The sequence below is a fragment of the Photobacterium lipolyticum genome (assembly GCF_003026475.1).
GTDB lineage: Bacteria > Pseudomonadota > Gammaproteobacteria > Enterobacterales > Vibrionaceae > Photobacterium > Photobacterium lipolyticum.
In genome coordinates this window covers 24,641-37,675 of the sequence record NZ_PYMC01000004.1, presented here as the reverse complement: position 1 = coordinate 37,675, position 13,035 = coordinate 24,641, and the positions used below count along the sequence as shown (strand labels likewise).

Sequence of the window (13,035 nt, the reverse complement as noted above, 5' to 3'; positions counted from 1 at the left end):
GCACGCAATGTTAATAAATAAAATTATCATAATACGAAAGATAGTCGGTCTTTTGATATCTCCAAACGATTCTGTATCCACATAGAATAAGCCATTAACAGCTCCTTACCTGACAACTGAAGAAGCCTTGATTATAAGATTCTTCAGTTGTCACATGTCAAAATTACGAAGTGCTAGCCGTTATGCTTTTGCAAACTTGTAGGTACGGTAACCACCAATTAAGTTGCGCGCTTTAAAGCCATTGTTAACGAGTTGGCGATAAGCAACGTGCCCACGTAATCCTACCTGGCAAATGACAATGATCTCTTTGTCTTTTGGTAGCTCGTGCATACGGTGACGCAGTCTATCGACCGGAATGTTGATTGAGCCTTCGATATAACCGACGTTTTCAAGTTCTGCAGGGTTGCGTACATCTAATAGCAATTGATTATCAGATAATTCATCAATCTCATCGAAGTGAATAGGGGAAGCATCGCCTTTCATAATATTGCAAGCCACAAATGCAGCCTGGTTGATCACATCTTTCGCACTGCCATAGGGTGGCGCGTAAGTTAGTTCAAGGTGCTGGAGTTGTTCAACGATCATGCCTGCGCGTTGTGCAACGGCCATGATATCGATACGCTTATCAACGCCATCTTTACCAACCGCCTGAGCACCAAGGATTTTCCCAGTTTCTGGATCGAACAGCATTTTGAACGATACGATTTCAGCACCAGGGTAGTAGCTTGCGTGGCTCGCAGTATGGACATAAACCTTTTCGTAGTTGATGCCTTCACGCTTAAGCGATTTTTCGTTTTTACCGGTCGATGCAACCGCTAAATCGAAGATCTTACAAATCGCGGTTCCTTGCGTACCTTGATATGTTTCGCTGCGACCAAGCATGTTGTCGGCAGCCATACGGCCTTGGCGGTTAGCTGGGCCCGCAAGCGGAACAAGAGTCGGGTTACCGGTAACGAAATCGGCTTCTTCTATAGCATCACCAACAGCATAAATAGCAGGATCGCTGGTTTGCATACTTTCGTTGGTATAGATGCCGCCAAGTTTACCCATTCGTAAGCCAGCTTCGCTGGCTAGAGTTGTTTCAGGTCTAACTCCAATTGCCATTATCAGGATATCAGTCGTTAGCGACTCACCGTTATTTAGCGATAGGTTTAATTCACCTTGAATATGCTGATGTTCTTCACTTTCTCCAGACTCGACACTTGCAACGTGTTCATTTGGAACGAACTCAACTGACTCCAGCGCAACACCAAGACGCAAATCAATGCCTTTTTCACGTATTTCGGCATGTGCGAAGCCCGCCATCTCTTTATCAACAGGCGTCATGACCTGATCGGCCATTTCAACCAGCGATGTTTTGATGCCTAACTGGTGGAAGGCTTCCATCATTTCAAGGCCGATAAAACCGCCACCCACAACCGTTGCGTGTTCAGGCTTGTTCATTTCGATCGTCTTGAGGATCTTATCCATGTCTGGAATGTTACGCAGAGAATGGGTAAGCGGATTATCAATACCCGGAATTGGCGGAACGATAGGTGCAGCACCAGGACTTAGCAGCAGGAAGTCGTAACTTTCGACGTATTCACTGTTGTCTAACGTGTTACGAACGCTAACCGTTTTTTCAAAACGATTGATGCTGACGACTTCGTTCATCACACGAACATCAACGTTAAAGCGGGCTAAGAAACTTTCTGGAGTTTGCAGGAGTAGCTTACTGCGATCCTGAATGTCGCCACCAATATGATAAGGTAATCCACAGTTAGCGAACGATACGAACTCGCCACGTTCAAACATGATGATTTCAGCTTCTTCGCTCAGACGACGAGCACGAGCCGCAGCAGAAGCCCCACCGGCAACTCCGCCGACAATCAGGATCTTGGTCATTTATTGTTCCTTAATGATTTTGTTTTAACTGATGATAAAAACGGTATAAGTAGTCTACTTAAAGCCTAACTTGCTTAATATAGTGGCTGCAGGACAAATACCAGTAAAGGCACTCTGGATCAGATTGGCACCGATAAACAATGTAAACCAGTAAAAATACGGGTGCACCCATAGTGTCAATGCAACGGAAATAAAGATCATGATCCCGGCAAAAACCCGGACGGCGTTCTCTAGTGACATAACTTGTCTCCTTCAGTCGCTGTAATTAATAAAAACTATAAACCGATACTTTAGCTAAGTCTAATTTATTTTTATCTAATTTAGCCTTGACTTAATACTATTATTTAGTAATCTCTAATTTAGTTCTTTCTATGAAATACCGTAGAGGCAGACATGATTGATGTGAATAAAATGCGTTGCCATGCCGATGAAGTGACCGAGTGGTTGAAATTACTCGCCCATCCTGAGCGATTAATGGTGTTGTGTCAGTTAACTCAAGGTGAAGTGGCGCTGACGGAGTTGCAGCAAAATTCTAATCTTGGACAATCAGCGCTTTCTCAGCACTTAGCCATCCTGAAAGCCCATCAGCTGGTGACTTTCCGTAAGGAGTCACAAAAGATGTTTTACTCGCTGGCAGATCAAAAAGCACGGCTGTTACTTGAGACACTGCAGGATATTTGCGGCGTGCATAAACACAATCTGGAGATAAAGAAATGATGTTTGAGATCCCGTGGACGGCACTGGCTGGCGGTATGTTATTGGGCCTGTCTGCATCGCTATTACTGGTGGTTAACGGGCGAATCGCTGGTATCAGCGGTATCTTGGCTGGATTGTTAAAGCCAACTAACAATGAGTTTTCGTGGCGTCTGCTCTTTGTGAGCGGAATGTTGGTTGCCGGTCTGATTTCACCCTGGCTGGGGTTTATATTACCTGAATCGTTACCTGTGACTTCAACATTATGGGTAGTTGTGGCCGGTCTTTTGGTTGGTATGGGCACTAAGCTAGGTAACGGCTGTACCAGTGGGCATGGTATTTGCGGCATGGGGCGCCTGTCTAAGCGATCGATTGTCGCAACGTGTATATTTATGGCGACGGCGGTAGCGACTGTTTTTATTCGTCTTCATGTGTAATTCCGGTTATTTAGGTCATTGGTATAAGAGGTAACGATGTTTTCGCAATTTGTATCTTTAATTGCAGGCTTACTATTTGGCCTGGGCATGATGATTTCAGGAATGGTTGACCCGAATAAAGTGATTGGTTTCCTGGATGTTGCAGGGAGCTGGGATCCCAGTCTGGCCTTTGTGATGGGCGGTGCGCTATTGGTGTTTATGCCGTTCTATTTTCTGGTGATCAGTAAAATGGATAAACCGGTTTGTGAAGCTGATTTTCACCTGAGTAAAAATAACCAGATAGATAACAAGCTGATCACCGGTGCGGTGTTATTTGGTTTAGGTTGGGGCATTGCCGGTATTTGTCCCGGGCCGGCGGTGACGTCGCTATCGGGGGGGGATTACACCATCGTTTTATTCACGATAAGTATGTTGATCGGGATATGGTTGGGATGTAAGCTGATAAATATGAAGTCAGACGCTTATGATGTATTGGCAAGTGACACTGTCGGGAAATAATCTGGCGGTAAACTGCTTAATTCTGACAGCGAGCAGGAAGCTCGCAGTCAGATCTAGCACTTCATCAAAGAAGCTTTGACGAGTTCAGTCGCCAAACTTCGTCATTCCGTAAAGTGAGGAACGAACTTATACGGAATCTAAGGCGCATACGGTTAGAACTGGATCCCGGATATCTCGTTCCTCGATTCCGGGATGACATGTTTAGGTGCTTCAATAATTCATAATTTATTTGAAATGAGCAGTAGATTCAAATAATCATGGTAAATATTAAGTACAACATTGTACTTACTGATTAAGAGATACCGGCTAATAAAATACTATTAGAATAAGGAATCGTCATGACAGTGAACGTCAATAAAAGCCTGATCCGTACATTTCTTAACAGTTTTTTCCCGCCGATCCTTATTTTATTGGCACTTATTGCGGGGACGGCAGCGTTGTTCCTGACTCCTCGTGAAGAAGATCCGCAGATCAACGTGCCGATGGCCGATGTACTGATTCAGGCTCCCGGGCTTTCGCCATCACAAATTGAAAATCAGATCACCCAGCCACTTGAGAAGTTACTGACTCAGATAGATGGCGTTGAAGATGTCTATTCGGTCTCGCTTAAGGGAGCCGCGCAGGTGATTGTGCGTTTTTATGTCGGGGAGAATCGCGAAGAAGCCTTGGTGAAGCTGTATAACAAAATCTATTCCAATCAGGATCTGGTGCCGTCGGCAGTGAGTCACTGGGCTATCAAACCGGTGGAAATTGATGACGTTCCCATTGTTGTTTCCGCCCTTTACAGTACCAAACCAGAACTGACCGGTAATGCTGAACTGCGCCGTATTGCCGAGCAGGCCGTCAATCAACTGCAGGCGTTAGATGATACGAACAAAGTGTCGGTGGTCGGCGGTCAGCCGCGCACGATTCAGATAGCCTTAGATTCGACCGCAATGGCGAGCCGAATGACAACGGTTGATGATATAAAACAAGCTTTTGCATTGACCAACCAGCATCAGCAGATGGGCAATATTCATCAAAAAGGGCAAGTGTATCAGCTTGAAAGTGGCCAGTTTTTCCTTGATAGCAACGATGTTGTTAATGCGGTTGTCAATGTGGTGAATGGCCTGCCGGTTTATTTGCGAGATATCGCAAAAGTGACGGATGGCGCGGATGAAGCCGACAACCAGACCTGGTTTAGCTGGGGGCCGGCTGCAAACCAATTCGGCCAGCAAGCGCCGGAACCTTATCCCGCAGTATTCATTGCGGTCGCGAAGCAAAAAGGCAGCAATGCAGTATGGGTTGCGGACGACGTGACTGCCGAACTTGAAAACATGGCCAGTACGCAATTTCCGGATCATGTCAAACTGTCGGTTATTCGCAACTATGGTGATACCGCGAACGAAAAAGTCGGCAACCTGGTTTCCAGCTTAGGTATTTCGATCCTGACGGTGGTGGTGTTTGTCGGTGTCTTTTTAAACTGGCGTTCTGCACTGGTGGTGGGGATAGCAATTCCCATCAGTTACGGTGCTGCGCTGGCGATGGACTTGGCTTTTGGATATACCATCAACCGGGTCACGCTGTTTGCCTTGATCCTGGCGCTAGGTTTGATTGTCGATGATCCGATTGCCAGTATCGATAATATTGAACGTTTTCTGAAACGCAAAGGATTGAGCAAAACGGATGCCATTGTACTGGCGATGGCAGAAATACGCAGTGCATTGCTGATGTCGACAGTCGCGATAGTGATTGTCTTTACCCCGATGTTTTTCATTACGGGTATGATGGGCCCGTATATGGCTCCGCTGGCCTTTAACGTACCCGTGAGTGTGGTATTCAGCACCGTCGTGGCCTTTTTTATTACCCCCTGGCTGGCCAAAAAAATCCTCAAGGGCGCGCAGCAGAGCGGGCAGTATCAGGTAGAAAACACGCTGTTATATCGGCTGTATGACAAACTACTCACGCCGCTGCTAAGCCGTAAGCGTAACAGTGTCATTTTTCTTGGTGGCGTTGCTCTTGCCTTCGTTGCCGCGGCAATGCTTCCGGCACTGAGGGTCGTGCCGTTGAAATTGTTGCCTTATGACAATAAAAATGAGTTTCAGCTGGTATTGAATATGCCGGAGCAAAGTAGTGTGGAGCAAACTTCCAATGCCCTGACTGATTTTTCTGATTATCTGCAAAGTGTGCCTGAGGTTGTTTCTGTTTCCGGTTTTGCGGGTATCGCATCGCCGATGGATTTCAATGGCATGGTGCGTCATTACTTTATGCGCAATCAGCCCAGTCAGGGCGAGCTTCGGATTGTGCTGGCAGAAAAAAATCAACGTCGGCAGCAATCACATGAAATCGTCACACGTTTACGCCATGATCTGGAGGCCATTGCGATCAGGCATCGGGCTGATATTCAGCTGGTGGAGACACCTCCCGGCCCGCCGGTGATAGCAACCCTTGTCGGCGAGGTTTATGGTCAGCCTCAAACGTCTTACGGTGAATTACAAGCAGCCGCACAAAAGGTCGCAGCACGGCTGAAACGTGAGCCTTTTGTGTCGGAGGTCGATACTTCCATTCAGGGAGAGCTGGAAAGTTGGCAATTTATTATTGATCAGGAAAAAGCGGCCTTGTCCGGTGTTTCTGTACAGGATATTAACCTGACGCTTGCGGCGGCAAGTCAGGGGCGCGAGGTCAGTTATCTTCAGCACCCCTATGAGATTAATCCGCTACCGATCGAAATTCGGTTACCACGTAACAAGCGTGACGATCTCAGTGAATTGGAAAACCTGTATGTGCGAGGTATGGCAGGCATTACCAAGCGGATCGAGCAAGGGCGTCTGGTCGATGCCGGGCAACCAATTGTTCAGTTATCTGAGTTGGGATATTTTGCAAAGAGCCCAGCACCGCAGCCGATATATCGTAAAAACTTACAGCCTGTTGTGTATGTATATGCCGAAGCTGTCGGACGGGTACCAGCGGAAGTTGTTGCTGATGTGGCCGTCGATCTAACCAATACAGACCAAAATCAGTCCGAGGGCGGAGAAATTAATCCGTTAAGTGCGCGTACGTATCTCAATAATGGCGGTGGAGATAGCTGGACGTTACCTTCAGATGTCTCCGTGAAATGGAATGGTGAAGGGGAGTGGAAAATCACCCTGGATGTTTTCCGCGATCTGGGCATTGCTTATGGCGCGGCCTTGTTGGGTGTCTTCGTCGTGATGGTACTGCAGACGGGGTTACCCGCGGTCTCCGGCATTATTATGCTGGCGATTCCATTAACCGTTATCGGCATTATGCCGGGGTTCTGGTTACTGAATATGCTGGGCACCACAGAGATCAACGGTATTCCTAACCCGGCACTGTTCACGGCAACAGCGATGATCGGGATGATCGCCCTGGCGGGGATTGTCGTGCGTAACTCGCTGGTATTAATCCAGTTTATTCATCAATCCTTGCAGGAAGGTGAGCGATTAAAACAGGCGTTGTTAAAGGCCGGAGCCGTCAGGATGCGGCCGATCCTGCTTACCGCCGGAACAACATTGCTCGGGAACGTCGTTATTACCCTTGACCCGATTTTTAACGGCCTGGCCTGGGCCATCATCTTTGGTATTACGGCATCGACGTTATTTACGTTATTGGTGATCCCCGTGGTTTATCATCTGGCTTATGCCAACCAGCCGGGGCACGGGCTGCCACAGCAAGAAATCCGCTCAGAACAACAAGAGGAGCTGCAATCATGAAAAAGCAGGTGTTAACGATAGCTGCGTTTATCAGCTTAGCGATTCTGTTTTTCGCGATGTCCGGAGGCTTTGTGGCAAAACTGGATACAACAAATCAGGATTTACCGGGAGAGCCGCTGGCCAACAGAACCACGGTGACAGTGATGACCGACGCTCTTCCTGTCTGGCAATCGTATACCGGCACAATCGTTGCCGATCAGCAGGCAACCTTGTCGGCACGTTTGACCGCTCAGGTTGCCGAGGTTTTGGTCGATGTGGGTGATGAGGTCAAAGCGGGGGATATTCTGATCCGCCTCGATAACTTGGATCTCGATGCCCGTGTTCGGCAGACCGAGCAAGCCCTTGCCAGTATGCAGGCGCAGCTGAATGTGGCCCGTAAAGAGTACACCCGAACAAAAGCACTGATCGCGAAAAAGTTAGTCGCACAATCTAAACTGGATGATGCATTAAGTGCTTTGCAATCGGCACAAGCCAATTTCAGAAAAACCCAAGCGTCATTAGAAGAAGCACAAACGACGTATGGCTACAGTATTATTGCGGCCCCCTTTGATGGCGTGATCACTCAGAAGCTGGTAAATAAAGGGGATATTGCCTCGCCGGGCGTGGCAATGCTGAGTTTATATAATCCGCTGACGCTGATGATGGAAAGCGATATTGCAGCCAGCAAGCGTTATTTACTGAAACTGGGACAGCAATGGCCGGTGAGTTTGCCGGAACAAAATATTTTGCTGGCCGGTGTTATTAGTGAAATTACCCCGGCATCTGATGTCGGCTCGCGGAGTGTGGTGGTGAAACTGACGTTCGAGAACAGTCAACAACCGTTATATCCTGGACTGTTTGCACGGGTGAAGATCAAAACAGATGAGCATCAGGCGCTGATCATCCCGCAGGCGAGTACTTATCGTATTGGTCAACTCCAGTATGTCAAAGTCGTCGATGGTGATCGCGTGGTTCCGCGTCTTATTGAAACCCGACCATACAATGATCAGCAACTTATTGTCCGTAAAGGGGTGACAGCTGGCACCGTGCTATTGGCAGAGCCAAGATAGGCTCTGCCTTATTTCACTGATTCATATGGGAGTGTTGAGTATTATGAATTCGCCTTAAGCATATCTAGCGCCACTGCTTCGGCGATTTTAATACCATCAATGCCTGCAGATAAAATACCGCCAGCATAACCTGCACCTTCGCCACCAGGGTATAGGCCTTTAGTATTGATACTCTGAAAATCTTTGCCACGTTTAATTTGCACAGGGGAAGAAGTACGTGTTTCTACGCCCGTTAGCATTGCATCAGCTTGTGCAAAACCACGGATTTTCTTATTGAATGCAGGTAAAGCTTCACGTATTGCTTCAATGGCAAAATCAGGTAAGCTGGTGCTCAAGTCTGTCATTGTTACTTCCGGTTTGTATGACGGCTCAACGTCACCATACGGCTTAGCTTCTGCACCAGCTAAAAAATCACCAACACGTTGCGCAGGTGCTTGGTAAGTGCTGCCACCTAAGATATAAGCATTACGCTCTAACTTACGTTGTAATGCGATACCTTGCAGCGGATCATTATTGAAGTCACTTGGTGCAATACCAACCACAATCGCACTATTGGCATTGCGCTCACTACGCGAATATTGACTCATACCGTTAGTGACAACAGCTTCCGTTTCTGAAGTCGCGGCAACCACCACACCTCCAGGACACATACAGAAACTATATACTGAACGTCCATTTTTACAGTGGTGTACCAATTTGTAATCGGCCGCGCCTAAGATCGGGTGGCCCGCATTAGTGCCAAAACGCGCCTGATCAATCAGTTCTTGTTTGTGCTCAATACGGAAACCAACAGAGAAAGACTGTGCTTCAAGGTGCACGCCTTTATCATGTAACATCTGCACAGTATCGCGGGCACTGTGGCCAATAGCTAACGTTACATGTTTGGAGTTAATGACTTCGCCACCGTTAAGGGTAACACCCGTAACCTGGTTATCTTCGATATTGATCTCATCAACGCGTGTTTCAAAACGAATTTCACCGCCAAGCTCTAGGATTTTACTGCGCATGCGCTCAACCATAGTCACCAGCTTGAACGTACCGATGTGTGGTTTGCTCACATAGATAATTTCAGCTGGTGCACCTGCTGCGACAAATTCTTGTTTTACTTTCAAACCAAGAAAGTTTGGATCTTTCACTTGGCTGTATAATTTACCGTCAGAGAATGTACCTGCGCCACCTTCACCAAACTGTACGTTTGACTCAGTATTCAGTTCCCCTTTCCGCCAAAAACGGAACGTATCTTTTGAACGTTCATGTACGGATTTACCACGCTCTAAAATAATGGGTTTGAAACCCATTTGGGCAAGAATCAAGCCTGTAAACAGACCACATGGCCCCATACCAATGACGATTGGACGCTCCTGCAAATCAGCAGGTGCTTGTGCCACATACTTATACGTTGTATCTGGCGAGTTCTTAACTTGCTGATCACGCTCAAAGTGACTTAATAACGCTTCTTCATCAACATCGGTCAGGGTTACATCCAGAGTGTAAATTAAGGTGATCACATTACGTTTACGAGCATCATAACCACGTTTAAAGATATGAATGTCGACAAGCTGCTCTGCCGTAATCGACAGTTTATTTAAAACAAAATTGCGCAATGCATCTTCATCATGATCTAACGGCAATTTAACTTCGTTCAGACGTATCATTGTGTGTTTCACCTAACAGGACATGGTTCATAATCTAGGCGCGCAGTTTACGTGATCTAGATCCAAATTGAAATTAGCAAGGCACACATGCAAGATGCTAAAGAACCGCGCATTATCCCGCAAAATCACAGTTAAAGGTTCCAAAAATAAAGCTTGCGCTTTAACACGTAACTTATTACTTTGCCTAATGACCGAATACACTGTTCAGACCGGAACAGTAAAGATGACAGACGGATTGTCATCTGAATAAACATGGACAACATCGTTTTTGGAGTACGATAAATGAACCATAACACCCTAGTGCCGTTGCTGACCCCAACGTTGCTGCAGATTTCGACACAGAATAGATCACTCACTCACCTTAATTCTGCTTTTACTACCTCTGGCCAGTTTTATGGCTTCTTTGCTTTTTCAAGTTTTAGCACGTTTAGCTACTAATCGTCGCTGTCTTCGCCGTCTCGGGTAATTGTCTGTCTGTTTCACCGTATCAAGCTGATTGTTCTCAGTTTGTTAAGCATGTTTTGTACACAGATACCGACGATCTCTCCAGACAGATAAACAAAAGAATTTAGAGGTAAACGTTGTGAATATGAAATTAATTGGCAGTGCGTTAATTGTCGCAGGCACGGCACTGGGTGCCGGTATGTTAGCGATCCCTATGGTGCTGGCTCAATTCGGCTTGTTATGGGGTACATTGCTGATGCTGGTGATCTGGCTCGGCACGACTTATGCGGCCTTGTTGTTACTTGAAGTCAGTATCAAGTCAGGTGGCGGGCTGGGTATGAATACCATCGCCAGAAAAACATTGGGCAAAGGCGGCCAGGTCGTGACCAACGGACTGCTTTATGCGCTACTGGTCTGCTTGCTAATGGCCTACATTATCGGTGCGGGTGATTTGGTTAAGAAAATGACCACAGGGTTAGGCCTTGAACTAAGCATGGTACAAAGCCAGATCATCTTTACACTTATTGCTGGTGCAGTTGTGGCTGCAGGTACTGCCGTCGTTGATAAGCTGAACCGCGTACTCTTTGCGATCATGGTGGTAGTGCTTGCACTTACCTTGATGTCGCTGATGCCGAGCATGTCATTCGAGCACCTTTTTGAAGCCACCAATAATGACAAAGTCGACCTGATTAAAACCAGTTCAGTGTTGTTTACCAGCTTTGGCTTTATGGTCGTGATCCCATCTCTTGTGACTTATAACGGTGAAGCGACACACAAACAGCTACGTAATATGGTGGTTGTTGGCTCTGTTATACCGCTAGCCTGTTACCTGTTGTGGCTTTATGCTGTTGTCGGCAACCTATCACCGGAGCAGTTAGTAAAATTCTCGAATGTCTCTGAACTGATCGTGGCATTAGGCGAACGCTTTACCAGCATCCAGGTGATTTTGTCGGGCTTTACCGGATTGGCGCTATTAACATCATTTTTGGGTGTGGCGATGGCGCTGTTCGATCAAAATGCCGATACATTTAAGCAAAATCGTGCGGTAACTTACGTTCTGACCTTTATTTTGCCTCTGGCTGGCGCATTATGGGCTGCAGATCAATTCTTGTCAGTGTTGGGCTATGCCGGCTTTATCTTAGTGTTCCTGGCTATTTTCGTTCCAATGGCGATGACAATTAAAGTACGTAGCTCTGAAAGGCTGACATTTGTTGAGCAGGAAACTGTCGCAGAGTGTTATCAGGCAGGAGGCGGGCAGTTAGCCTTAGGGTTGAGCTTTATGTTTGGTTGTTTTTTATTGGCTGCGCAACTTATCTAGTTGACAGTGTTCAAGGATTGAGTAAGGCAAAAGAGTCTTATAATTGATGGCAGGCGTTTACCGAAAGGTGCGCCTGTTTGCTATTTCCGCTACGGTAATAATGTATCTGACACTATAAACTTAACAGATGGGAATAACAGGGGGACTCAGTTTGACCGAACTAAGAACGCCCCCATTAATGGTAAGCCTTTAAATGACCGAAAAATAAAGTCTTACCTTTAAGTGATACCGTTTTCCATTGGAGTACGAACAGGAATTCGGTGGAAAACAGCACCTCTTAACTTGCAGCGAATCATACAAACTTTCATTATTGGCTTCCACAAAACAGGGTGTTTAAGTAGGTGGACATTGCACTAAAAGTGTAAAGTAAATAATACAGTGCGATGTTCCCGGCCATGAAAGCTCAAGTTAGCTGGTGGAAACGATAACAGGGGAGGCACTATCGTGCTGGTAGAGTAGTATGGGTATATCACTACAAGGGAAAAAATATGTTCTGGACTAAAGCTGAACAGGTAGTCGAGCGAGCATTGGCGAATGGAAGCCTGCTGCCAATTACAACAGAAGCTACAGCCATTGTTGAAAATGGTATCGAGTTTTTAGGCCATGTCGTTACAAACAATGCGACCAAGAAGTTTACTTCAGCCAAGAAACAGGACAATCCCTTTCTTCCCTATGAAGAAGAGATGTATGTTGCCGATGCCGGCAAGGGGCATGTTTGTCTGCTCAACAAATATCCGGTGCTAAACCCGCATTTGCTTATCTGTTCTCGCGAATTCATTCCGCAAACGGCGCCACTGGAATTACAGGATTTTGCTGCCTGGATAATGGGGTTTGATCATGACGAAGTACTGGGGTTTTATAATGGTGGAACCATGGCCGGGGCAAGCCAGACACACCGTCACATGCAGCTGGTGAAAACAGCCATTCCTTTGGAAGATGCCATTCTCAGCCATTCACTTCCATTTCAGCATCGTTTGTACCGCTTTGACGAACTGAACAGTGAACGCCTGTATTTGTGTTACCTCGCCGGTTTGAAAGAACTGGGTTTATCAGGCATGGAGGGGCTGAACGGGGAGCCGGAATGCAAACCCTATAATCTGATACTGACTAAAAAGTGGATGCTGTTAGTGCCACGAGTAACCAACAATATCCATGGCGTGTTTGCCAACGGTATTAATTACAGCGGTCGCTTTCTGGTGAAACAGCCTGAACAGCTAGCATGGTTACAGCAATACGGCATTATGCGTTTTCTGGGGGAGTGTAGTCAGGGCTGAAGCGTATACCCTCCATTTATGAACCCCATAAATCACTGAGCGCCGTATCCTGAGCTGGTTTGGCCAACTATTT

The 13,035-nt window shown here is 46.6% G+C and carries 10 protein-coding genes; 7 read left to right on the top strand and 3 right to left on the bottom strand.

Annotated elements, in window-relative coordinates; all coding sequences use genetic code 11:
* Positions 1 to 180: 180 nt before the first annotated feature.
* Positions 181 to 1,884: an FAD-dependent oxidoreductase gene (locus C9I89_RS07605; protein WP_107282761.1), complete on the bottom strand. Its 1,704-nt coding sequence runs from the start codon at positions 1,882 to 1,884 to the stop codon at positions 181 to 183.
* Between the two features lie 54 nt (positions 1,885 to 1,938).
* Positions 1,939 to 2,124: a YgaP family membrane protein gene (locus C9I89_RS07600; RefSeq protein ID WP_107282760.1), complete on the bottom strand. Its 186-nt coding sequence runs from the start codon at positions 2,122 to 2,124 to the stop codon at positions 1,939 to 1,941.
* A gap of 153 nt (positions 2,125 to 2,277) precedes the next feature.
* On the opposite strand from C9I89_RS07600, the gene C9I89_RS07595 reads away from it, so the two are divergent.
* The 5 genes from C9I89_RS07595 to C9I89_RS07575 all read left to right on the top strand — a co-directional run bounded on the left by C9I89_RS07595 (position 2,278) and on the right by C9I89_RS07575 (position 8,271).
* Positions 2,278 to 2,601, top strand: coding sequence for an ArsR/SmtB family transcription factor (locus C9I89_RS07595; protein WP_107282759.1), 324 nt, complete (start codon positions 2,278 to 2,280; stop codon positions 2,599 to 2,601).
* Positions 2,598 to 3,014, top strand: a complete 417-nt coding sequence (locus C9I89_RS07590) for a YeeE/YedE family protein (RefSeq protein WP_107282758.1) — start codon at positions 2,598 to 2,600, stop codon at positions 3,012 to 3,014. The genes C9I89_RS07595 and C9I89_RS07590 overlap by 4 nt, the downstream gene beginning before the upstream one ends.
* Positions 3,015 to 3,050: 36 nt before the next feature.
* On the top strand, positions 3,051 to 3,512 hold the full coding sequence (locus C9I89_RS07585; RefSeq protein ID WP_107282757.1) for a YeeE/YedE family protein: 462 nt from the start codon (positions 3,051 to 3,053) through the stop codon (positions 3,510 to 3,512).
* A 338-nt stretch (positions 3,513 to 3,850) separates the two neighbouring features.
* Positions 3,851 to 7,222: an efflux RND transporter permease subunit gene (locus tag C9I89_RS07580; RefSeq protein ID WP_107282756.1), complete on the top strand. Its 3,372-nt coding sequence runs from the start codon at positions 3,851 to 3,853 to the stop codon at positions 7,220 to 7,222.
* Positions 7,219 to 8,271, top strand: coding sequence for an efflux RND transporter periplasmic adaptor subunit (locus C9I89_RS07575; RefSeq protein WP_107282755.1), 1,053 nt, complete (start codon positions 7,219 to 7,221; stop codon positions 8,269 to 8,271). The genes C9I89_RS07580 and C9I89_RS07575 overlap by 4 nt, the downstream gene beginning before the upstream one ends.
* 41 nt (positions 8,272 to 8,312) lie before the next feature.
* On the opposite strand, the gene C9I89_RS07570 is transcribed toward C9I89_RS07575, so the two are convergent.
* On the bottom strand, positions 8,313 to 9,926 hold the full coding sequence (locus tag C9I89_RS07570) for an NAD(P)/FAD-dependent oxidoreductase (protein WP_107282754.1): 1,614 nt from the start codon (positions 9,924 to 9,926) through the stop codon (positions 8,313 to 8,315).
* Positions 9,927 to 10,509: 583 nt separating this feature from the next.
* On the opposite strand from C9I89_RS07570, the gene C9I89_RS07565 reads away from it, so the two are divergent.
* Together C9I89_RS07565 and C9I89_RS07560 are read left to right on the top strand one after the other, a co-directional pair.
* The gene (locus C9I89_RS07565) at positions 10,510 to 11,688 is read left to right on the top strand and encodes an amino acid permease (protein ID WP_107282753.1); all 1,179 of its coding nucleotides are present in this window, start codon (positions 10,510 to 10,512) and stop codon (positions 11,686 to 11,688) included.
* 488 nt (positions 11,689 to 12,176) lie between these two features.
* Positions 12,177 to 12,962, top strand: a complete 786-nt coding sequence (locus C9I89_RS07560) for a DUF4922 domain-containing protein (protein WP_107282752.1) — start codon at positions 12,177 to 12,179, stop codon at positions 12,960 to 12,962.
* The last annotated feature ends 73 nt before the right edge of the window (positions 12,963 to 13,035 follow it).

Coding starts and splice junctions, on each gene's coding strand:
- C9I89_RS07605 (WP_107282761.1), bottom strand. CDS start 1,884: ATGACCAAGATCCTGATTGTCGGCGGAGTTGCCGGTGGGGCTTCTGCT.
- C9I89_RS07595 (WP_107282759.1), top strand. CDS start 2,278: ATGATTGATGTGAATAAAATGCGTTGCCATGCCGATGAAGTGACCGAG.
- C9I89_RS07575 (WP_107282755.1), top strand. CDS start 7,219: ATGAAAAAGCAGGTGTTAACGATAGCTGCGTTTATCAGCTTAGCGATT.
- C9I89_RS07570 (WP_107282754.1), bottom strand. CDS start 9,926: ATGATACGTCTGAACGAAGTTAAATTGCCGTTAGATCATGATGAAGAT.
- C9I89_RS07560 (WP_107282752.1), top strand. CDS start 12,177: ATGTTCTGGACTAAAGCTGAACAGGTAGTCGAGCGAGCATTGGCGAAT.
- C9I89_RS07600 (WP_107282760.1), bottom strand. CDS start 2,124: ATGTCACTAGAGAACGCCGTCCGGGTTTTTGCCGGGATCATGATCTTT.
- C9I89_RS07585 (WP_107282757.1), top strand. CDS start 3,051: ATGTTTTCGCAATTTGTATCTTTAATTGCAGGCTTACTATTTGGCCTG.
- C9I89_RS07590 (WP_107282758.1), top strand. CDS start 2,598: ATGATGTTTGAGATCCCGTGGACGGCACTGGCTGGCGGTATGTTATTG.
- C9I89_RS07580 (WP_107282756.1), top strand. CDS start 3,851: ATGACAGTGAACGTCAATAAAAGCCTGATCCGTACATTTCTTAACAGT.